General features: G+C 44.2%; 19 protein-coding genes. 9 read left to right on the top strand and 10 right to left on the bottom strand.

Annotated features, from left to right (window positions below; all coding sequences use genetic code 11):
* Window positions 1-149 precede the first annotated feature (149 nt).
* The 9 genes from exaC to F955_RS13475 all read left to right on the top strand — a co-directional run bounded on the left by exaC (window position 150) and on the right by F955_RS13475 (window position 10189).
* Complete coding sequence (gene exaC, locus F955_RS13435) at window positions 150-1661, top strand: acetaldehyde dehydrogenase ExaC (protein ID WP_004814181.1); 1512 nt, start codon at window positions 150-152, stop codon at window positions 1659-1661.
* 360 nt (window positions 1662-2021) lie between these two features.
* Window positions 2022-3137 carry a bifunctional 3,4-dihydroxy-2-butanone-4-phosphate synthase/GTP cyclohydrolase II gene (gene ribBA, locus F955_RS13440; RefSeq protein WP_004895820.1) on the top strand — a complete coding sequence of 372 codons (1116 nt, stop codon included), beginning with the start codon at window positions 2022-2024 and terminating at the stop codon, window positions 3135-3137.
* A gap of 19 nt (window positions 3138-3156) precedes the next feature.
* Window positions 3157-3627: a 6,7-dimethyl-8-ribityllumazine synthase gene (gene ribH / locus F955_RS13445; RefSeq protein WP_004895821.1), complete on the top strand. Its 471-nt coding sequence runs from the start codon at window positions 3157-3159 to the stop codon at window positions 3625-3627.
* Between the two features lie 4 nt (window positions 3628-3631).
* Entirely contained in the window at window positions 3632-4081 is a 450-nt protein-coding gene (nusB, locus tag F955_RS13450; RefSeq protein WP_004814175.1) for a transcription antitermination factor NusB, read from the top strand.
* A 24-nt stretch (window positions 4082-4105) separates the two neighbouring features.
* Window positions 4106-5023, top strand: coding sequence for a thiamine-phosphate kinase (thiL, locus tag F955_RS13455; protein ID WP_004895824.1), 918 nt, complete (start codon window positions 4106-4108; stop codon window positions 5021-5023).
* Window positions 5001-5522 (top strand): phosphatidylglycerophosphatase A family protein, encoded by a 522-nt coding sequence (locus F955_RS13460; RefSeq protein WP_004895825.1) that lies wholly within the window; start codon window positions 5001-5003, stop codon window positions 5520-5522. Before thiL ends, F955_RS13460 begins: the two co-directional genes overlap by 23 nt.
* Before the next feature lie 20 nt (window positions 5523-5542).
* On the top strand, window positions 5543-6907 hold the full coding sequence (gene glmU, locus F955_RS13465; RefSeq protein WP_004895827.1) for a bifunctional UDP-N-acetylglucosamine diphosphorylase/glucosamine-1-phosphate N-acetyltransferase GlmU: 1365 nt from the start codon (window positions 5543-5545) through the stop codon (window positions 6905-6907).
* A gap of 11 nt (window positions 6908-6918) precedes the next feature.
* Window positions 6919-8757: a glutamine--fructose-6-phosphate transaminase (isomerizing) gene (glmS, locus tag F955_RS13470; protein WP_004895829.1), complete on the top strand. Its 1839-nt coding sequence runs from the start codon at window positions 6919-6921 to the stop codon at window positions 8755-8757.
* Window positions 8758-8815: 58 nt separating this feature from the next.
* Complete coding sequence (locus tag F955_RS13475; RefSeq protein ID WP_004895830.1) at window positions 8816-10189, top strand: phosphohexomutase domain-containing protein; 1374 nt, start codon at window positions 8816-8818, stop codon at window positions 10187-10189.
* A 63-nt stretch (window positions 10190-10252) separates the two neighbouring features.
* Here the strand turns inward: F955_RS13475 and galE are convergent, their stop codons facing one another.
* The 10 genes from galE to F955_RS13525 all read right to left on the bottom strand — a co-directional run bounded on the left by galE (window position 10253) and on the right by F955_RS13525 (window position 21850).
* Window positions 10253-11272 carry a UDP-glucose 4-epimerase GalE gene (gene galE / locus F955_RS13480; protein WP_004895832.1) on the bottom strand — a complete coding sequence of 340 codons (1020 nt, stop codon included), beginning with the start codon at window positions 11270-11272 and terminating at the stop codon, window positions 10253-10255.
* Complete coding sequence (gene pgi, locus F955_RS13485) at window positions 11265-12938, bottom strand: glucose-6-phosphate isomerase (RefSeq protein ID WP_004895834.1); 1674 nt, start codon at window positions 12936-12938, stop codon at window positions 11265-11267. The genes galE and pgi overlap by 8 nt, the downstream gene beginning before the upstream one ends.
* Window positions 12938-14194 (bottom strand): nucleotide sugar dehydrogenase, encoded by a 1257-nt coding sequence (locus F955_RS13490; protein WP_004895836.1) that lies wholly within the window; start codon window positions 14192-14194, stop codon window positions 12938-12940. Before F955_RS13490 ends, pgi begins: the two co-directional genes overlap by 1 nt.
* A 30-nt stretch (window positions 14195-14224) precedes the next feature.
* The gene (gene galU, locus F955_RS13495; protein ID WP_004895838.1) at window positions 14225-15100 is read right to left on the bottom strand and encodes a UTP--glucose-1-phosphate uridylyltransferase GalU; all 876 of its coding nucleotides are present in this window, start codon (window positions 15098-15100) and stop codon (window positions 14225-14227) included.
* Between the two features lie 13 nt (window positions 15101-15113).
* Window positions 15114-16988, bottom strand: a complete 1875-nt coding sequence (locus tag F955_RS13500; RefSeq protein WP_004895839.1) for a polysaccharide biosynthesis protein — start codon at window positions 16986-16988, stop codon at window positions 15114-15116.
* A gap of 115 nt (window positions 16989-17103) precedes the next feature.
* A complete protein-coding gene (locus tag F955_RS13505) occupies window positions 17104-18279 on the bottom strand; it encodes a DegT/DnrJ/EryC1/StrS family aminotransferase (RefSeq protein WP_004895840.1) in 1176 nt (391 codons plus the stop codon).
* 30 nt (window positions 18280-18309) lie between these two features.
* On the bottom strand, window positions 18310-18963 hold the full coding sequence (locus F955_RS13510) for an acetyltransferase (protein ID WP_004895841.1): 654 nt from the start codon (window positions 18961-18963) through the stop codon (window positions 18310-18312).
* Window positions 18963-19571 (bottom strand): sugar transferase, encoded by a 609-nt coding sequence (locus F955_RS13515; protein WP_004895842.1) that lies wholly within the window; start codon window positions 19569-19571, stop codon window positions 18963-18965. The genes F955_RS13510 and F955_RS13515 overlap by 1 nt, the downstream gene beginning before the upstream one ends.
* The gene (locus F955_RS13520) at window positions 19572-20714 is read right to left on the bottom strand and encodes a glycosyltransferase family 4 protein (RefSeq protein ID WP_004895843.1); all 1143 of its coding nucleotides are present in this window, start codon (window positions 20712-20714) and stop codon (window positions 19572-19574) included.
* Window positions 20711-21850, bottom strand: a complete 1140-nt coding sequence (locus F955_RS13525) for a glycosyltransferase family protein (RefSeq protein ID WP_004895844.1) — start codon at window positions 21848-21850, stop codon at window positions 20711-20713. Before F955_RS13525 ends, F955_RS13520 begins: the two co-directional genes overlap by 4 nt.
* Window positions 21851-21852: the final 2 nt, after the last annotated feature.

Raw genomic sequence — 21852 nt, forward strand, 5'->3', positions numbered from 1 at the left:
TTTGTTACCTTTTGTAGCACGCTTGTAAACCCTCGACATAGCGTCAGATTTGCTCTTTATATTAGCTATAACTATTCATTCCAAGATGAGACTTCGTCTCTCACCCTTATTTCTCTCACAGCTATAACAACCAATGAAAGGACAAGAATATGCGCTATGCAGATCCAAATACTGACGGTTCAAAAATTCAATTTAAAGCACAATACGAAAACTTTATTGGCGGTAAATGGGTGCCGCCAGTCAAAGGTGAATACTTTGATAATATTTCCCCAGTCGATGGTAAAGTTTTTACCAGAGCACCACGCTCCAGTGTCGAAGATATTGAACTTGCACTCGATGCCGCCCATGCTGCCAAAGCACAGTGGAATAGCTCATCACCGACCACACGTTCAAATATCCTGCTCAAGATTGCCGATCGTCTAGAGGAAAATCTGGAATTGCTCGCGGTGGCAGAAACCTGGGACAACGGTAAACCGATTCGTGAAACCCTAAATGCGGATATTCCATTATGTATCGACCACTTCCGTTATTTTGCTGGTTGTATTCGCGCGCAAGAAGGCGGCATTTCAGAAATTGACGAAGACACCATCGCCTATCATTTCCATGAACCCCTCGGCGTTGTCGGTCAAATAATTCCCTGGAACTTCCCAATTCTCATGGCCGCATGGAAACTGGCTCCGGCTTTAGCTGCCGGTAACTGTATTGTGCTGAAACCAGCAGAACAAACCCCTGTCAGTATTTTAGTGTTGGTTGAACTGATTCAGGATCTTTTACCACCTGGTGTACTGAATATTGTTAATGGCTATGGCGTTGAGGTCGGTCGTCCACTGGCGACCAACCCTCGTATCGCAAAAATTGCCTTTACCGGTTCAACCGCAGTCGGCCAGCTGATTATGCAATATGCGACTGAAAATATTATTCCTGTGACCTTGGAACTGGGCGGTAAATCACCAAACCTGTTCTTTGCAGATGTGATGGATCAAGAGGATGAATACCTAGATAAAGCCCTGGAAGGTTTTACCATGTTTGCCCTCAACCAGGGAGAAATCTGTACCTGCCCTTCACGTGCACTGGTACAGGAAAGTATTGCTGACAAATTCCTGGAACGTGCAGTTGAGCGTGTCAAGCGCATTAAGACCGGTCATCCACTGGATACCGACACAATGATTGGCGCACAGGCATCGCAAGAACAGCAAGATAAGATCTTGGGTTGTATCGCCACAGGTCGTGAAGAAGGTGCTCAGGTCTTAACAGGTGGTGAAGCACGCCATGAAGTAGGTCAAGGCTTCTATATTGAACCGACCATTTTTAAAGGCACCAATGACATGAAAACCTTCCAGGAAGAAATTTTTGGACCGGTGCTTGCGGTCACCACCTTTAAAGACTTTGATGATGCCATTAAAATTGCCAATGACACCATTTATGGCTTAGGTGCGGGTGTCTGGTCGCGTTCAGCCCATACCTCCTATCGTGCCGGCCGTGCGATTCAGGCAGGTCGCGTCTGGACCAACTGTTATCACATTTACCCTGCCCATGCGGCATTTGGTGGTTATAAAAAATCAGGGATTGGACGCGAGAACCACAAAATGATGCTCGATCATTATCAACAAACCAAAAACTTGCTTGTCAGCTACTCGACCAAACCAGCAGGTTTCTTCTAATTCCTCTCTAAGCAAAAGCGAACTTCGGTTCGCTTTTTTATTGACTTGGTAATTTTATCTTAAACAGAAAAATAACCGTCCCTCTATCCCAATAAAATCATAAAGCTATCCAAAACAAGTATATATATCCCTCTATGATAAGCATTGATTTTTTTAATATTTTCAATTGGATAAAAAAAATACAAAAATTAAAAACTTCCATATAAAGTCGGCTTTCTTTGCCGAAAAAGACTGTGTATAACAATGTTCAGTTTAGGGAAATCAATAAGCATAGGCAAAATTGCTCAAAAAGCGTTAGACTATGCAACCAATAATGTCATGATTCGGTCTGAACAAGATCAAAAAAGAAGGTGAAGGTTGATGCCGCTCAATACAGTTGAAGAGCTTGTAGCAGATATCCGTGCAGGAAAAATGGTCATCCTGATGGATGATGAAGATCGTGAAAATGAAGGCGATTTAGTCATTGCTGCCACGCACGTGCGTCCTGAAGACATCAACTTTATGATCACCCATGCTCGTGGTTTAGTGTGTCTGACTTTAAGTAAAGAACGTTGCCAACAGTTGAATCTTCCATTGATGGTGGATGCTAATGGTGCTCAACACGGGACCAACTTCACGTTATCGATTGAAGCAGCTGAAGGTATTTCTACCGGTATTTCACCTGCAGAGCGTGCGCATACCATTCAAACCGCTGTGGCAGCTCATGCTAAACCTACAGACATCGTACAGCCTGGTCATATCTTCCCATTGATGGCACAGCCAGGTGGTGTCCTGCACCGTGCAGGTCATACCGAAGCAGGCTGTGACTTATCGCGTCTTGCAGGTTTAGAGCCAGCATCGGTCATTTGTGAAATCATCAATGAAGATGGCACAATGGCACGTCGTCCAGACCTTGAAGTCTTTGCTGAAAAACACGGCTTGAAAATTGGTACGATTGCTGACTTGATTCATTATCGCATGACCAATGAGCAGACGGTTGAACGTTTAGATCAGCAAACAATTGATACCGAATACGGTACCTTTGATCTGTATCGTTACCGTGAATTAGGTAACCCGGATATTCATGTAGCACTAGTCAAAGGCGAGCCGAAAGAAGGCGTAACGACTGTACGTGTCCACGGCTTTAACCCGACACGGGACCTATTAAAACTGAATAAACAGGACGGCGAACCGGCTTGGAATTTAGACAAGGCACTTAAAGAAATTGCAAGCAGTGATCGTGGTGTCCTGGTCTGGATTGGTCAACGTCATTTACAAGATCTAGGTCCTGCGCTTGATACTTTAAAAGCACCCAAAAATGTGAAATCCAATGCTGCACTGTCGCAGCAGTATCAAACGATTGGTGTCGGTGCACAAATTTTGCGTGATCTAGGCGTAGAAAAAATGAAACTGCTGAGTTCACCATTACGCTTTAATGCATTGTCAGGTTTTAATTTAGAAGTGGTGGAATACATCACCGCACAACACACATCTTAAGATAAGAATCGAGGTTATTATGGCTGTTCGCCGTATTGAAGGTATGTTACATCTCGCGAACGAAGACCGTTATGCGATTTTAGTTGGTCGTTTTAATAGCTTTGTTGTTGAACATCTGTTAGAAGGTGCCGTTGATACATTGAAACGCCATGGTGTATCAGAGGATAATATCACGGTCGTTCATGCACCTGGTGCCTGGGAACTTCCAATCGTTGCAAAAAAATTAGCAGCGACTGGTAATTTCGATGCCATCATTGCCTTGGGCGCTGTGATTCGTGGTAGCACACCGCACTTCGATTTCGTGGCAGGTGAATGTGCCAAAGGTTTAGGCGTAGTTGGTCTGGACGCTGGTCTTCCTGTCATTAATGGCGTACTCACTACGGATAGTATTGAACAAGCGATTGAACGCTCTGGAACAAAAGCAGGCAATAAAGGTAGTGAAGCTGCCTTGACTGCGATTGAAATGGTTAACTTGTTAAAGGCTATTTAAGGCTATGTCGCAAACACTTCAAGCAACTTATGCTGCAAAACGTAAAGCACGTCGTTTTGCTGTACAAGGAATTTATGAATGGCAAATGAGCCACAACCCTGTGCATGAGATTGAAGCACGTACACGTGTGGACAATGCCATGCACAAAGTGGATCTTGGCTATTATCATGAATTGTTGACTCAAGTGGTTGCCAATCATGAAGCATTGGATGCTTTGCTTATCCCTGTGCTGGATCGCGAACTTTCTGCACTTGACGGTGTAGAACTCGCAACACTTCGTTTAGGTGCGTATGAGCTCAAAGAACATCTTGAGATTCCATATCGTGTCGTTTTAGACGAAGCAATCGAGTTAGCTAAACATTTTGGCGGTGCAGACAGCCATAAATACATCAACGGTGTATTAGATCGTTTAGCGACAACTTTACGTGCAGCAGAAAAACAACAAGCAAACTAAGTTTTTTTTAAGTAGATTTGTTGTATGGCTGAGTTTTCGATTATCGACACCTATTTCAATCGTAAGAATCAAGATTCTGTCGATTTAGGGGTCGGTGACGACTCAGCCTTGCTCACTCCCCCACCTCACCAGCAATTGGTGATTTGTGCCGACACCTTAGTTGTGGGTCGACATTTTCCTTTAGATACAAACCCACATGCCATTGGTTGGAAATCTGTTGCAGTCAATTTATCTGATATTGCCGCGATGGGCGCCACACCGCATAGTATTTTATTGGCATTGAGCTTACCCCAAATTGATCATGCTTGGCTCAAAGGCTTTAGCCAAGGGCTATACGACTGCTGCGATCAATTTGGCGTGCGTTTAATTGGTGGTGATACCACGCAAAGTCCACATCTGACTCTATCTGTCACAGCACTGGGCTGGGTCGATACAGGCCTTGCTGTACCACGTTCAGGTGCCCAAATCGGTGATCTGATTTGTGTTTCAGGTACGGTTGGCGATGCGGCATTTGGCTTAAAGCATTTAGGTCATGATCTACAAAAACGTCTGGATTATCCAACGCCACGTTGTGCTTTAGGTGCTGCGCTTAAAGGCCTGGCCAATAGTATGATTGATGTCTCAGATGGTCTTGCACAAGACTTGGGACATATTTTAAAAGCCTCGGATGTCGGCGCAAAGCTGCAACTTGAAAACTTACCACTAAGTACTGCCCTGCACGCCTTAAATGATGAACAAAAATGGCAGTATGCATTGGCGGGTGGCGACGATTATGAATTATGTTTTACAATAAGCCCGCAAAATTATGAAAAATTATTGCAAAAACAAATTGATGATTCGATTAGTATAATCGGCACAATTCAGCAACAGCGTGGCTTAACTTTTGAAAAAGATGGCGTAGATCATTTGCTTCAATTTAATGGGTATCAACATTTTGCATAAACCTTCAATCAATTTTAAAGCCATGTCATGGACCGACCGTTTTATTGTGTTCTGTGGTGTTGGTTTTGGTTCTGGCCTATTACCGAAAGCGCCGGGTACGTTTGGTTCAGCTTTTGCCTTATTGTTTATTCCGCTATGGCTTGCAATTGACCTATCGAGCACCATACTAGCCATCATTCTGATGTCGCTCATTGGCATCTATATTTGCGGGCATACGGCTAAAGTCATGGGTGTACATGATGATGGTCGCATTGTCTGGGATGAATTTGCAGGTCAATCCATTACCTTTTTGCCTTTGCTCTATCTGAATGAAATGAGCTGGATGTGGGCATTGGTCGGTTTTGCTCTGTTCCGTTTATTCGATGTCTGGAAGCCCTGGCCGATTCGTGTCATTGACCGTCAAATTGACGGCGGTTTCGGCATCATGCTGGATGACATTATTGCTGGCCTGTGGGCGGCCCTTTGTATTTTGCTTTATTTTTACTTCACTGTGGCATAAGCCATATTTAGGATTAGAACATGTCAACGACTGTTATTATTCTTGCTGCAGGTAAAGGAACCCGTATGCGTTCCAGCTTACCGAAAGTATTACAACCCCTTGCAGGACGCCCTTTACTGGGTCATGTCATTGAAACGGCAAAAAAATTAAACGCAGATAATATTATTACGATTTATGGTCACGGTGGTGACCGGGTTCAGGCTGCTTTTGCAGAGCAAGAGATTAAATGGGTAGAACAGGCTGAACAGCTGGGTACCGGCCATGCAGTGCAAATGACCTTGCCTGTCCTGCCACAAGACGGCGTTTCGCTGATTCTTTCCGGCGATGTGCCGTGCATTAATCCTGTAACCTTGCAAAAATTACTCGATGCTACTGCAGAAACCGGTATTGGTCTGGTGACGCTTACCCTGCCGGATGCCAATGGTTATGGCCGTATCGTACGTGAACAAGGTCAGATCCAGGCCATTGTTGAGCACAAGGATGCTTCTGAAGAACAACGTCAAATCAAGGAAATCAATACCGGTATTTATGCCGTCAGCAATGCCAAGTTGCATCAATGGCTACCACGTTTAAGCAATGACAATGCGCAAGGTGAATATTACCTGACTGATATTGTGGCGATGGCTTTGGCAGATGGTATGCAAGTTGCATCTGTAGAACCAGAAATGGCTTTTGAAGTTGAAGGGGTAAATGACCGTGTGCAGCTGGCTGCTTTAGAACGTCAGTTCCAGGCATTTCAGGCCAAACAGCTGATGCAGCAAGGCGTACATCTGATTGATCCAAGCCGTTTTGACTTGCGTGGCAATTTAACTGTCGGTCAAGATGTCCGCATTGATATCAACGTGATTATCGAAGGTGATTGCGAGTTAGGTAACAATGTTGAAATTGGCGCAGGCTGTATCATCAAGAATACCAAGATTGCAGCGGGTACCAAGGTTCAGCCATATAGTATTTTTGACAGCGCCATCGTGGGTGAAGACACCCAAATTGGCCCATTTGCACGTTTACGTCCAGGAGCAAAACTTGCCAATGAAGTTCACATTGGTAACTTTGTTGAAGTTAAAAATACCACGATTGGTCTAGGCTCTAAAGCCAACCACTTTACCTACCTGGGTGATGCTGAAGTTGGTGCAGGCTCAAACATCGGTGCAGGGACCATTACCTGTAATTATGATGGTGCCAACAAATTTAAAACGATTATTGGTGATCAAGCCTTTATTGGCTCGAACAGTTCATTGGTGGCACCTGTGAGAATTGGCAATGGTGCTACAGTCGGTGCAGGCTCGACGATTACCCGTGATGTGGAAGACAACAGTTTGGCAGTAGAGCGCTCTAAGCAATTTGCCAAAGAAAACTATCCACGTCCGCAAAAAATCAAGAAATAAGGGGAACAAATATGTGTGGTATCGTCGGTGGCATTGCGGAACGCAGCATTACCAATATTTTGATTGAAGGCTTAAAACGCCTGGAATACCGTGGTTATGATTCAGCAGGTTTAGCCCTGATCAACAATCATCAGGTCCTGCGTGAGCGCCGTGTCGGCAAAGTTTCCAACCTTGAACAGGCGGTGAATGAATCACAGATTAGTGGTTCACTCGGTATTGCACATACACGCTGGGCAACCCATGGTAAACCGACTGAAGAAAATGCCCATCCGCATATTTCTGAAAATGTGGCAGTGGTTCATAATGGTATTATTGAGAACTATCAAGAACTTAAAGATGATCTTGAAGCTTTGGGCTATGTGTTTACCTCACAGACGGATACTGAAGTCGTTGCCCATCTGATCAATGATGCGCTGAAATCTACCCCAAGCCTGTTAGAAGCTGTACGTCAGGTGGTTCCGCAACTGAAAGGTGCTTATGCACTGGGCATTGTACATACTGATCATCCAGATGAACTGATTACCGTGCGTGAAGGTTCACCACTCGTCATTGGTGTGGGTATTGGCGAGAACTTTATCAGTTCTGACCAGCTGGCTCTGCTACCGATTACCAACCGTTTTATCTACCTTGAAGAAGGTGATATTGCCCGTTTGACCCGCACCACCATTGAAGTCTTTGTGGATGGTCAACTGGTCGATCGTCCGGTCAAGGAATTGGATGCTGCGGTCAGCAATGCTTCTAAAGGTGAATACAAGCATTACATGCTCAAAGAAATTTATGAGCAGCCTGAAGCGATCAAACAGACGATTTCCCAAGCCTTAAATGGTAATGATCTGCGCGAAGATTTTCTTGCGAATGCCGTTGAGGATTTTGCTAAGATTCAGCAAATTCAAATAATTGCCTGCGGTACCAGCTATCATGCCGGCATGATTGCCAAATACTGGTTTGAACAGCTGATTGATCTGCCTTGCCAGATCGAGATTGCCAGCGAATTCCGTTATCGTACGCCAGTGATTGTAAATCACACGCTGTATGTGTGTATTTCCCAATCTGGTGAAACTGCTGATACCTTGGCTGCATTACGTGATACACAGAAACGTGCGGCTGCCAAAGGACTGGATATCACCACCATGACGATTTGCAACGTGGCAACCTCCTCGATGGTACGTGAAACCAATCACAGTCTGCTGACTTTGGCAGGTCCTGAGATTGGTGTCGCATCGACTAAAGCCTTTACCACACAGCTAGCTGCACTGATGCTGTTGGTACTAAAACTGGGTACAGTCAAAAACACAATTTCAGCAGAACAGGTCGCAGCCATTAGCACCGACTTATGGCATATGCCAAAGGTGATTCTGGATACCTTGCATCATGACAATGAAATTTTACGCCTTTCTGAACTGTTTGTAGAAAAGCAGCACTGTCTGTTCCTGGGCCGCGGTACACATTTCCCGATTGCGCTAGAAGGTGCCTTGAAGCTGAAGGAAATTTCCTATATTCATGCTGAAGGGTATGCGGCAGGTGAACTGAAGCATGGTCCATTGGCCTTGGTCGACAACGACATGCCAGTGGTGATTCTCGCACCACAGGATGATATGCTGGATAAACTCAAATCCAATATGGAAGAAGTGCAGGCACGTGGTGGTGAGCTGTTCGTCTTTGCTGATGAAAACAGTGGTATTAAAGCCAAAGACCGTCAACATGTGGTCCATATTCCTGCAGTCAATGCAGTACTGGCCCCGATTGTGTATAGCATTCCGGTGCAGTTATTGTCCTATCATGTCGCAGTGCTGCGTGGTACGGATGTCGATCAGCCGCGTAACCTGGCAAAATCGGTCACTGTAGAATAATTAGAATTGAATCAAGGCTGGGGAACTGGCCTTTTTCTTCTGAATAGAGAGCCTCTAAATGACAAAACTGACGTGCTTCAAAGCCTATGACATTCGCGGAAAATTGGGCAGCGAACTCAATGAAGAGATTGCCTATAAAATTGGTCGCGCCTATGGACAAATTTACCAGCCCAAAACCGTTGTGGTCGGTTGTGATGTTCGCCTTAGCAGTGAAGATTTAAAACAGGCCACTATCCGCGGTTTAAATGATGCTGGCGTGAATGTTCTCGATTTAGGCATGACCGGGACTGAAGAAGTTTATTTTGGTGCCTTCCATTTAGATGTGCAAGGTGGTATTGAAGTCACTGCCAGTCATAACCCGATGGATTATAATGGCATGAAACTGGTGCGTGAAAATGCCCGTCCGATCAGTGCCGATACAGGTTTAAAAGAAATTCAAGCGCTGGCTGAAACAGGTACTTTTAATGAGGTTGTAGAAAAAGGCACAACCAAAAAATATAATATCCTGCCTGAATTTGTCGATCATCTAATGACCTATATTGACCCTGCAAAAATTTGCCCGATGAAACTGGTGGTGAATGCCGGTAATGGCGCAGCAGGTCATGTCATTGATGCGATCGAAGTAAAATTTAAAGAACTCAATGTTCCCGTCGAATTCATCAAAATTCACCATGAAGCCGATGGCAACTTCCCGAATGGAATTCCCAACCCAATTTTAATCGAAAATCGCGACAGTACTCGTGATGCCGTGATTGAGCATGCTGCCGACATGGGCATTGCCTGGGATGGTGACTTTGACCGCTGTTTCCTGTTCGATGAAAAAGGCCAGTTCATTGAAGGTTATTATATTGTCGGTCTGCTGGCACAGGCATTCCTGCTGAAACAAGCGGGTGAAAAAATTGTGCATGACCCGCGTCTGGTATGGAACACGCTGGATATCGTAAACCAATATCAAGGCATCACCGTCCAATCAAAATCAGGTCACTCTTTTATTAAAGAAAAAATGCGTGAGCACAATGCTGTATATGGTGGGGAAATGAGTGCCCATCACTATTTCCGTGACTTTGCTTACTGTGATAGCGGCATGATTCCATGGTTACTGGCTATGGCTGTACTATCTGAAACAGGAAAATCCTTATCTTCTCTCGTGGAAGAAATGATTGCCAAGTTCCCATGTTCAGGTGAAATTAATTTTAAAGTGGCCAATACCCAGGCAACCATTCAAAAACTTTTCGATCATTATGCCGATCAGAAACCTGAAATTGATCAGACTGATGGCGTCAGCCTGAATTTTGGTAGCTGGCGTTTTAATGTACGTGCATCCAATACTGAACCATTATTGCGTTTGAATATTGAAAGCCGCCGTGATCATCAGCCACGACCGATGCAAGACTATGTGGATGAGCTGACCCAGCTGATTCAAGGCAGCTGAAGTCAGAAAAAAAGAGCCAGATCAAAATGGCTCTTTTTTATGCTTGCTACTTATCTGAACAAATTAATCGCGATAGCCTTGTGGATTCTGCTTCTGCCAGTTCCAGCTGTCTGCCAGCATATCTTCCAGACCATATTGTGGCTGCCAGCCTAGCTCTTTTACTGCACGGGTATTATCGGCAAAAGAAGTCGCCACATCGCCTTCACGACGCAGAGCGATTTCAAATGGAATCTGCACCTCGTTAACCTGCTCAAAGGTATTTTTGATTTGCAAGACTGAGCAGCCCTGTCCCGTACCAATGTTCCAGGCGCGGCAACCTTGTGCTTGCAGACGGTTAGTCAATGCACATAAATGCGCATTGGCCAGATCCACCACATGAATATAATCTCGTACTCCAGTCCCATCTACCGTATCGTAATCATCACCAAAAATAGACAGCTTTTCACGACGGCCTACAGCCACCTGAGTAACAAATGGCATCAGGTTATTGGGAATCCCTTGCGGGTCTTCACCAATCTGACCACTTTTATGTGCTCCAACCGGATTAAAATAACGCAACAAGGCAATTGACCAGCGATCATCGGATGCCGATAGCTTTTGTAATAGCTGCTCTACAATCAGCTTGGTATAACCATAGTTATTGCTCGGCATCCCGGTCGGCATATCTTCATTTAAAGGCGAGATATTGGCTTCATCATAGACTGTAGCCGAGGAACTGAAGACCAGGCGGAATACACCAGCGCGCTGCATGGCCTGTACCAGGCTGATGGAACCTGAAATATTATTTTCAAAATACGTCAGCGGAATTTGCTGGCTTTCCCCTACGGCTTTTAGACCAGCGAAATGGATCACGGCATCAATTTGATAGGTACTAAAAATCTGATTCAAAATATTCTGATCTAGAATATCACCCTGAATAAAATCCAAAGATTTCGAAGCCAAAGCCTGCACACGATTCAGAGACTCTTTAGAACTATTAGAAAGATTATCTAATACCACGACTTCATGTCCGGCATTTAATAATTCCAGACAGGTATGTGAGCCGATATAACCAGCACCACCAGTTACCAGTACTTTAGCCACGCTGTTTCCCCATTAATATTGCAATTAAACCTTGTGTCGAGGCATCCAGCGCGGACACATCCGCCTGTTCTCCATTTAAAATCGGCAAGAGCTGATTGGCAATTTCCTTGCCTTTTTCTACGCCCCACTGGTCAAAAGGATTGATATTCCACAGCACTGACTGCACAAACACCTTATGTTCATACATGGCGATCAGCATCCCCAGACTATAAGGATTCAGCTCTTGCATTAAAATAGTTGAACTCGGCTGGTTCCCTGCATACTGCTTATAGGTCGGTAGGTCGGCCAGTTCACTGGCATCGAGCGCCTGATTACCAAAGGCCAGTAGCCGCGACTGTGCCAGACAGTTGGACAAAGCCAAATGATGCTGTTCAATCAGCGCATCGGCATTATCGGCATAGGTAAACTGGTTCGCATTATAACGCTGAACCGGTGCAATAAAATCACTGCTCACCGATTGGGTGCCCTGATGCAATAACTGATAGAAGGCATGCTGGGCATTCGGTCCGACTTCTCCCCAGATAATCGGGCAGGTATCCCATTCTACTTTCTCGCTATTACGCTGAATGGATTTACCATTGGATTCCATTTCCAGCTGCTGCAAATAAGAAGCAAAATATTTTAACCGGCCATCATAAGGCAATACTGCATGGGTTTGTATATCCAGGAAGTTATTGTTCCAGACCCCTAACAGTCCCATCAGCACCGGAATATTCTGTTCAAATGGCGCAGTCTGAAAATGCTCATCTACTGCATAAGCACCTGCTAAAAAATGCTGAAAACCCTGTACCCCGATCGTCAATGCAATAGGCAAGCCAATACAGGACCAGAGCGAATAACGGCCGCCAACCCAATCCCAGAGCAGGAACTGGTTTTCTGGTGCAATTCCCCAAGCAGTCATTTTCTCCGGCTTGGTCGAAACTCCAATAAAATGATGCTGGATCGTACGTAAGTCTTGTCCCAGGGTTTTTTCCAGCCACAGGCGCACCGTTTGCGCATTAGAGAGGGTGTCAATGGTACCGAAAGATTTGGAGGAGATAATAAATAGTGTCGTTTCAGGTCGCAGCTTATGCAGCAGATCAGACAGCTGACTGCCATCCATGGTCGACACAAAATGTACATTGAGGGGACGCTGAGTGGGCTGTTTAAAGTCAGACAGGGCTTGACTGACCATCAGCGGTCCCAGATCCGAACCACCGACCCCAATATTGACCACATCCTGAATCACTTCACCTGTAGCACCGCGGTACTGTCCGGCATGGATTTTTTCTACAAGGGTGAACATGCGCTGTAACTGGGTATGCACCTCGGCAGCCAGTTCAGGATGCTGTTCATTCTGCTCAGGCAAACGTAAGGCCCAATGCATTGCAGCACGCTGTTCGGTATAGTTAACCTGCTCTTGGGAAAAAAGCCGTTTGATCCACTGTTTCAGATCTTGTACCTGTGCCAGTTGCACCAAAGCCTGCAACACGTCCTGATCTATTCGATGTTTACTAAAATCAAAGGTTACCGGCTCCAGATTCACCGAGAAGTACTGAAAACGCTGAGAATCTTGCTGAAACAGCTCTTGCAGATGCTTGTGTTCAAACTGCTGTTTTAAAGTATTTAATCGGCTTAAAACAGTCTCTTTCTCTTCGAGGGGATAAGGTTGCTGAATTACACTCATTAACGTCCTACTCCCTTATAGGCAAAACCTTGTGCTTTCATATACTCCGGATTATAAATATTACGTCCATCCAGGATCAGTGGATGCTGCATGTGATTCAACAGGCTGCGGTAATTGGGACTCCAGTATTGTTTCCAGGCTGTGAGCACGCATAGGGCATGTGCTCCATTTACAGCCTCGTACTGATCTGTGCAATACACCAGATCATCGCGTTGTCCGTAGACTTTTTCAATTTCCGCCAGGGCTTGAGGATCATGCAGCTTGACGGTCACCCCTTGCGCCCAAAGTGCGGTCAACATGGCATGAATCGGGGATTGCTGGATACGCGAGGTATTTTCCTTAAAGGATGCTCCCCAGATCGCTACAGTTTTCCCGGCCAGATCACCATGGTAATAATTCCACAGCTTGCGAAATAGCAGTTCTTTTTGCTGCTCATTAATTTCCCAGACCTGAGCCATTAGCTGGCTTTTCGCGCCGGTGCCTGACACAGTACTGGCCAGGATCTGAATATCATGCGAAAAGTTTTCGCCACCAAACCCGGCCCCCGGATACAGATAAGATGAACCAATCCGGCTATCTGCTGCCAGCCCCTGGCGTACATGCTCAATATCAATACCAAGCTTTTCAGCCACCAGAGCCAGATCATTAATATAGCTGATACGCGTGGCCAGCATGCCAGACACACTCAGTTTGGTAAATTCGGCATCCAGAACCGGCATAAACAGGTATTGCTGTTCACGCGGGAATAACGGCCTGAGCAATTCCTTCAAAAGTGTTTTCGCTGTTTCATTGCTATAGCCGACAATGAGCTGACTGGCTTCGGTCAAGCTGCGTAAGGCATTACCCTCCTGAATCACATCTGGCAAATAGATCCAGTAATCTTCTGAAAGAATTTGCTGGAATTTTTCGGTACCGTGCAGGCCTAAGGTAGAAGCATTGATCATCAGTTTTGGATGAATAATTGGACGCTGCTTGAGCTCACGCAGGATTTCCAGACCCTGACTTTCTTCAGTCGGACTTAAGCTAAACAGATAGATATCAATATCTAAAGGAATCGCCTCAAACTTGCAGTATTGTAAAAAGCCCTTGGCATGCTGCTTGTTCAGTAACTGCTGTACGGCTTCATCCTGTGCATAGACTTGCTCGGAAGACGGTTTTTTCAGCAAATCACACCAGTAGACCTGATGACCACATTCTGCCAGTAAGGCTGCCATGACACCGGCATATAGAGTCTGACCAAATACTGCAATGTTCATAAGGATCCTTGTTATTGTTAAAGTCTGTATTTATAGCTTCAGTTCTTGAATCAGGGCTTTAAAGGACTCACCCAGTACTGGATGATCCACACCATAGTGCAATACAGCTTTCAGATAACCCAGTTTGCTGCCACAGTCAAAGGTCTGGCCTTTCATGCGATAGGCCTCTACCGTATCAGTCTGCTGTAACATGGCAATCGCATCAGTCAGCTGGATTTCATTGCCTGCACCACGTGGGGTCTGTTCCAGTAACTGCATGATTTTTGCCGGCAGGATATAACGACCCACTACCGATAAGTTTGAAGGTGCCGTTCCCACCGCCGGCTTTTCTACAATCCCTTGCATCACGATGCTTTGTCCTTCAGCAGGTGATTCTGCGACATCCACAATGCCATACTGATCCACCAGATGATCCGGTACGGCTTCAACCATAATCTGCGAAGCTTGTGATTCATTAAAGCGTTGAATCATCAAGCTTAAATCATTTTCTGTGTCTGAGTCTTTGACCAATACATCTGGGAGTAGCACAGCAAAGTCTTCTTGACCCACCACTGCTTTGGCACAGAGCACGGCATGACCTAAACCAAGCGGTAGTGGTTGGCGTACACTGATCACACTGACATGTGGCGGCAGAATTTCAGTGATTTCCTTAAGCAGGTCAAATTTCTTTTTTTGCTCCAAGGTGGTTTCCAGCTCAAAACTACGGTCAAAATAGTTTTCGATTGATGCCTTGGAGCTATGGGTGACCAGAATAATCTGTTCAATCCCCGCAGCGACCGCTTCTTTCACCACATATTCAATCGCTGGACGGTCTACCACCGTCACCATTTCCTTAGGAATAGATTTGCTGGCTGGGAGAAACCGGGTACCCAAACCTGCGACTGGCAAAATGGCTTTCTTAATCATAAATAAACTTCACTTAATTAACTTTAATTTCTTTACCACGTTGATAGCCATCAACATAATACTCAAGCTGTGACAAGGCCCAGTCAATATCTGCCTGCATGGCAGAAAGTTCCTGCATTTTATCAAACACTTGTGTAATTTCCTGTAACGGAACGTGTTTTTCAAATGATCTTAGAATACGACTGTGTGACGTAAGCTCGGTATTTTCCTGATCAATCAGCAATTCTTCATACAGCTTTTCACCTGGACGCAAACCGGCATATTGAATTGCAATATCCCCCTCCGGATGCTGCTCATCACGAACTTTCAACCCACTCAAGGCAATCATTTGACGGGCCAGATCCTGAATACGCACCGGCTCCCCCATATCTAGCAGGAACACATCGCCGCCCACGCCCAAGGCACCGGCCTGAATGACCAGCTGTGAAGCCTCCGGAATGGTCATAAAGTAGCGGGTCACATCTGGATGAGTCACGGTAATCGGCCCACCCTTAAGAATCTGCTGTTTAAACAGCGGTACCACCGATCCCGAAGAACCGAGCACATTGCCGAAACGGACGATACTGATCTGCGTCTGCTGTTGTGCCTCTGCCATCGCCTGACAGTAAAGTTCTGCCATACGCTTGGTCGCACCCATGACATTGGTCGGACGTACCGCTTTATCAGTTGAGATCAGTACAAAGGTTTCTACACCTTTTTTCACCGCAGCATTCACGCTGAAGGCCGTTCCTACTGCATTGTTTTTCAGGCCCGCTAGCGGATTACACTCGACCAGCGGTACATGCTTATAAGCTGCCGCATGATAGACGGTTTGCACCGCATACTGCTCAATCACACGTTCCAGTTTCTGCTGATCCAGCACCGAGCCCAGAATCGGAATAATCTCACACTGAGACATTAAACGTAGTTCTTTATCAATGTTATACAGGGCAAACTCGGTTAATTCAAAAATAACGATTTTTGCCGGCTGGTTTTTCACAATCTGCCGGCACAGCTCCGAACCAATCGAGCCGCCTGCCCCAGTGACCATCACCACTTTATCTTGAATATTTCTGGCCAGAAGCTCCGGCACTGGGGGCACCGGATCACGCCCCAGCAAGTCAATAATATCGACTTCCTGAATATCAGAAATACGGATTTCACCATCGACCAGTTTAGTCAGGCCCGGAATTTCGGTAATTTTTAAATGTGCCGGTTCCAAAAATTTAATGATTTCACTTTTGCGGACCCGCCCGACCGAGGGCAAGGCAATTAGGATTTCATCAATTTTTTGCTTGCTCATGAGCTTGAGGGCTGTCTGGGCGTCATAGACTTTGAGTCGACCCAGCTGCTGTCCAGTCAATGAGCGTTTGTCATCAATAAACATGACCGGCAAATGCGCATTGGAACGATAAAGTGCAGCAGCAACCTGTTGGCCTGCATGACCCGCGCCATAAATTGCAATGCGTTTTTTCTGTACGTCAGCCTGCAAATAGGAACGAATAATAAAGCGGATGATGCCACGGCTAAACCAGATCCAGGCAAACATCATAAAGCCAAACATCAGCGGAATAGAGGTCGGAATAAAGGCTGGAGTAAAATAAGCCAGCGCATAAAGACCGGCGACAGCCAATGCAGTCGCCAGTCCCATTTTGATCATAAACACTTCATTATAAGTACGGACAATGAAGCGGTAGACCCCACAGACAAAAAGCGATGCAACTGCAATCGCGCTGACCCAGATCGTCCCGAAAGCCAAGTTGGGCACCACTTCTGCCCCCAGATCGAACTGGCGAATGGTATAACATAGCCAGATCAAGACGGGAAAACTACAAAAATCCAGAATAATTAAAAATGCAAGTTTGGCAGCTCGTGGTGATTCTACGAAAGGCGTAATGATCGATTTCACTGGGTACCTTGTCTCAATTCTAATAAGTTTTTAATGCATCACAATTTTATTGGTAATTTAAAGTGATATCTCATAGAGAAATGCACCGAGTTCGGTGCACTTATCTTGCAAAAGTTTAAGCAACTATTCTATGAATGACCTGTTGAATTGCCGTCACAGTTTTGTTAATACTTTCATCACTTAAAGTCGGATGAACTAAAAACATCAGACTGGTTTCACCCAATTTCTGCGCATTTTCTAAACGCTGTGCTGGACGCCATGGCGTGCCATCAAACGCATGCTCGAGATAGACTTCTGAACAGGAGCCACTGAAACAAGGCACATTCAGCGCACTGATTTCCTGCATGATCCGGTCACGTGACCAGCCTTCAGGCAAAGCATCGATATTGACCTGCACATAACATTTATAGGCAGCATGCACATAATCACCGGATGGACGATGGACGCTAAAATATGGACTGTCTGCAAATGCCGCATAAATCTTTTCCATATTGGCAAGGCGTTTTGCAGTCCATTCCGGCATTTTTTTCAGCTGAATACGGCCGATCACAGCCTGCATTTCCATCATGCGCCAGTTGGTGCCAAAGGAGTCATGCAGCCAGCGGAAACCCGGTGGATGCTGCTTGTTATAGATGCTGTCAAAGTTTTTGCCATGATCTTTATAGGACCACATTTTTTTCCACCGGGTTTCGTCATTGGTGGTCACCATGCCGCCTTCGCCACCTGTGGTCATAATCTTGTCCTGACAGAAGGACCAGGCCGCGACATGACCGATTGAACCGGCAGATTTACCTTTATATTTTGCCCCGTGCGCCTGAGCACAGTCTTCAATCACATGCAGGCCTTTCTCGGCAGCCAACTGCATGATCGGATCCATGTCACACATCCAGCCTGCCAGATGCACACAGATAACCGCTTTGGTATTTGGGGTAAGTACTGCTTCAATAGTTTGAGCAGAGATATTCTGTGAATCCAGTTCAACATCGGCGAAAATCGGATTTGCCCCAACCGTGACAATGGAGCTGGCAGAAGCTAAAAAAGTACGAGAAGTGACAATCACGTCATCCCCTGCGCCAATGCCTAAGGCTTTTAACGCTACATCCAAAGCTACAGTGCCATTGGCCAACGCCACGGCATATTTGGTTTCTGCAAAATGGGCAAACTCTTTTTCAAACTCACGGCATTCCTGTCCGGTCCAATAATTCACTTTATTCGACAACAAAACCTGGGAAACCGCATCCGCTTCTTCCTGGGTAAAACTTGGCCATGGTTCAAATGCAGTGTTTAACATGATGTGTCCTGAATTTTTAAATTTAAAAACTTATTTTTTCTCTAGAATTCTTGCTGGATTGCCGACTACGGTTACACCCGGTGGAACGCTTTTGGTGACGACTGCACCCATACCGACCACAGCTCCCTTACCAATCACTAAAGGTTGGTCAGGTGTACCCTGTTTAATCACGGCACCTGTACCAATATAGGCGTGATCTTCGATATGGATATTGCCATTGCATTTCACCCCGGGAGCAAAGGTGACGTAATCGCCAATGACACAGTCATGAGCGACATAGCTATAAATATTGGCATGAAAGAATTTTCCAATTTTGATATTGGATGTCAGACAAGTGAAAGGACAAAGTAAACTTCCTTCACCAATATGCACCTCATCTAGAATAACTGTATTGCTTGCATGAACATCTAGATGCTGTATCTGGTCCTCATTTAAACGCTGAACCAGTTTTTCACGAACTTGACTATTCGCGATAGCAATAGTTACAGCCTTATGGGTATTTGGTGTAGCGAGAAAATCCTGATAACTTAGAACAGTATAGCCATTTAAACTATTGCCCGCTTGGCCATCATCGATAAAAACAAAGTTATTTTTGGCTAAGGTTGGAAATTGCTGGCGAACCAATGGCATAACTTCTTTACCAAAACCACTTGCACCGTAAACACCAATATATAAAGCTTTCATTATGTTTCGTCCTTGTGTTGTGAGCCAGTAAAACGTGTCATAGTCGCTTCACCCTCCGCACTGATATCATCTTTTGCTAAAACTTTATGTACCGTTTTAAACATGATTTTGAAGTCGAGCCAAATCGACTGATTTTCGACGTACCAGGTATCCAGCTTGAATTTTTCTTCCCAGCCAATGGCATTGCGGCCATTGACCTGCGCGTAACCGGTCATGCCCGGCCGTACATCATGGCGTTTGGCCTGTTCAGGGTTGTAAAGTGGCAGGTATTCCATCAGTAAGGGGCGTGGGCCGACAATACTCATATCGCCTTTAATCACGTTCCACAGTTCCGGCATTTCATCCAGACTGGTGGAGCGCAGCATTTGACCAAAAGGCGTTAAACGTTCACTGTCCGGCAATGGGTTCCCCTGCTCGTCTACAGCATCTTTCATGGTGCGGAACTTGATCATTTCAAAGGGCTTGCCATGTAAACCGGGACGCACCTGGCGAAACAAGACCGGAGAGCCCAGATTTTTTTTTACTTTATAAGCCACAAAGGCATAAAGTGGTGAAAGCAGGATCAGGGCTATAGAGGCGATGATAATATCGAGAAGGCGTTTTAGCATTTAGATCAAACCCATTTCTTGCATCATATGTGTGTTTACCTGATGTACATCGTATTTATGAAGTGCGATTTCTCGGGAGCGACTTCCCATTTTAGCGATAAGCTCTGGTTGAAGAATGAGTTTCTCCATTGCTTTTACTAGACTTTCTACGGATTTTACTTCAACCAGAAAACCATTATCGCCATCGGTAACAGTTTCACGACAACCTGGTGCATCCGTGGTAATAATTGCCCGGCCCATTGCCATGGCCTCTAGAACTGTACGTGGTGTGCCCTCCCGATAAGACGGCAACACATACACCGAGCTTTCTGCAATTGCAGGACGAACATCGGATAATTTCCCCCAGTATTTTAATGTATTACTGGCTACCCATTGATCCAATTCTTGCTGGTCAATGGCTGAAGGATTTTCATCAATCCATCCCACCAGATTAAATTCTACATGCGGATATTTATGTTTGATGATTTTTGCTGCTTCGGCATATTCACGAACACCTTTATCTACCAGTAAACGTGCAATCAGTAAAAAGGATATTTTAATTTCTTGATCAGCCGTTACAGGTAAAGGCAATACATTAAAGTCGGCAACATTGACCCCGGAACCGTTCACTACTACTGTAGGTATTTGAGCGTTTAAAAGTTTTAAATCCTGAAAAAGTTTCAGGTCATCCGGATTTTGGAAAAATGCCTTATGACTGCGCAACAATGCCTGCTGGTATAAACCATGAACCAGTTTCTGGAAAATACTACGCTTAGTCTGAGTTTCTACATTTTGAAATGCATAGCCTAAACCTGTAATTAAAGCATAGCGATGTGGTGCCTGTGCCAACCACGCGGCCAGTGTTCCATAGATCACCGGCTTGATCGTATAAGATAGAACATAATCAGGTCTGATTTTTTTTATAAGCGTATACATGCTTCCTAGGGTTTTTAGGTCTGCTACTGGATTGGTTCCTGTACGCTGTATGGAAACTTCATGTACGTAATAACCAAGTTCTAATAGTTTTTCATGCTCGGCAGGGAAAGAAGTCAGATCAGGTGCAATAATATGGATTTCATAACCCTGCTGATGGATCGCTTCGAGTAACTTTCCACGGAAGTTTAATACGGAAGGGAGGAAGCTAGCTATTATTAAAAATTTCATTTTTTAATACTAATCACATGTTGATTTTGCTTATATTGGTAAAAAGCATAAATTAATAAGTAAAGAAAAATAGGCATAAACATCCACTTCTGTCGAGTCGAAATACCTAAATTTGCTGTTGTAATTGCTAACATGCTACATGTTAAAAATGCATAGATTAGTAACCAAGTATTTTTACCCTCTATAAAATAATGCAATCTAAATTTATTTTTAAATAAAATATATAAAAATAATATCAATAATAAAGTATTTTCTATACTGGTAAATAAAGCTAAAGCGCTATGTGCATCAAAAGGCAGAGGTCTAAAAATATAAGTGAAAAGCTGCATTGGATAACTCATGGATTGTAAATCAATAGAAGACCCCCCACTCTGATTATACCCTTGACGTTGATCTACATAACTGCTAACACTATCAAGAGATGCTTCCTCTAAACCCACATATTGTTGCACAAAACTAGAGGAAAGAATAATTCCGGCCACAATAATAGGTAAAGTAGTTATTTTAAATAATATATGTACTCTAGATTTTAAAATAAAATAAAGTATAAAAGATACGATTATCATTAATGCAATATGAGGTCGCACCATAAACATAAAGAAAAATGAAATAGGTAGTAGGATATATATTTTTTTATTAGTTGTTATTGTATATAAAAATAAACATACAGAAAAAAAAGAAATAGCATCTTTACCTAAACCAGCACTCCAAAAACTCATGGAAGGTATAAATAATAAGCAGCCCCACAACCAATAAAGCCTCTCAAGATATTTTTTTATGGATAAATATAAAAAAATCAGACCTAGTATCCCAAATAAGTTATATACCAGAGTCACATTTAAGTAATTTGCATCCAATCCTCTAGAGAATATAGATGAAAAATAATAAATAAAAGGAGAGCCCGGATAAAATTTGAGATTTTCACCTAATGAATTATAATAATATACTACTGCATCTGCAGCATTTGATAGAGTAAAAAAATAGTAAAATAAACTAAAAAAAGTATGCCAAAGAAAAAGAGCTATTATAATATTAATATCTAGTTTCTTTTTACAACCAACAATAAAAGATAAAAACAAACTAACAATTAAAATTGATATAGTTAACATAGTTTGATAATAATTAAATTCTATCATAA

The sequence above is a fragment of the Acinetobacter schindleri CIP 107287 genome (assembly GCF_000368625.1).
Taxonomy (GTDB): Bacteria; Pseudomonadota; Gammaproteobacteria; order Pseudomonadales; family Moraxellaceae; genus Acinetobacter; species Acinetobacter schindleri.

What these genes read in the sequence shown, in the direction of transcription:
- nusB (WP_004814175.1), top strand. Translation starts at nt 3,632, where the DNA reads ATGTCGCAAACACTTCAAGCAACTTATGCTGCAAAACGTAAAGCACGT.
- F955_RS13490 (WP_004895836.1), bottom strand. Translation starts at nt 14,194, where the DNA reads ATGAACATTGCAGTATTTGGTCAGACTCTATATGCCGGTGTCATGGCA.
- ribH (WP_004895821.1), top strand. Translation starts at nt 3,157, where the DNA reads ATGGCTGTTCGCCGTATTGAAGGTATGTTACATCTCGCGAACGAAGAC.
- F955_RS13520 (WP_004895843.1), bottom strand. Translation starts at nt 20,714, where the DNA reads ATGAAATTTTTAATAATAGCTAGCTTCCTCCCTTCCGTATTAAACTTC.
- F955_RS13475 (WP_004895830.1), top strand. Translation starts at nt 8,816, where the DNA reads ATGACAAAACTGACGTGCTTCAAAGCCTATGACATTCGCGGAAAATTG.
- ribBA (WP_004895820.1), top strand. Translation starts at nt 2,022, where the DNA reads ATGCCGCTCAATACAGTTGAAGAGCTTGTAGCAGATATCCGTGCAGGA.
- F955_RS13525 (WP_004895844.1), bottom strand. Translation starts at nt 21,850, where the DNA reads ATGATAGAATTTAATTATTATCAAACTATGTTAACTATATCAATTTTA.
- pgi (WP_004895834.1), bottom strand. Translation starts at nt 12,938, where the DNA reads ATGAGTGTAATTCAGCAACCTTATCCCCTCGAAGAGAAAGAGACTGTT.
- glmS (WP_004895829.1), top strand. Translation starts at nt 6,919, where the DNA reads ATGTGTGGTATCGTCGGTGGCATTGCGGAACGCAGCATTACCAATATT.
- F955_RS13505 (WP_004895840.1), bottom strand. Translation starts at nt 18,279, where the DNA reads ATGTTAAACACTGCATTTGAACCATGGCCAAGTTTTACCCAGGAAGAA.
- F955_RS13515 (WP_004895842.1), bottom strand. Translation starts at nt 19,571, where the DNA reads ATGCTAAAACGCCTTCTCGATATTATCATCGCCTCTATAGCCCTGATC.
- glmU (WP_004895827.1), top strand. Translation starts at nt 5,543, where the DNA reads ATGTCAACGACTGTTATTATTCTTGCTGCAGGTAAAGGAACCCGTATG.
- galU (WP_004895838.1), bottom strand. Translation starts at nt 15,100, where the DNA reads ATGATTAAGAAAGCCATTTTGCCAGTCGCAGGTTTGGGTACCCGGTTT.
- F955_RS13510 (WP_004895841.1), bottom strand. Translation starts at nt 18,963, where the DNA reads ATGAAAGCTTTATATATTGGTGTTTACGGTGCAAGTGGTTTTGGTAAA.
- F955_RS13460 (WP_004895825.1), top strand. Translation starts at nt 5,001, where the DNA reads ATGGGTATCAACATTTTGCATAAACCTTCAATCAATTTTAAAGCCATG.
- exaC (WP_004814181.1), top strand. Translation starts at nt 150, where the DNA reads ATGCGCTATGCAGATCCAAATACTGACGGTTCAAAAATTCAATTTAAA.
- thiL (WP_004895824.1), top strand. Translation starts at nt 4,106, where the DNA reads ATGGCTGAGTTTTCGATTATCGACACCTATTTCAATCGTAAGAATCAA.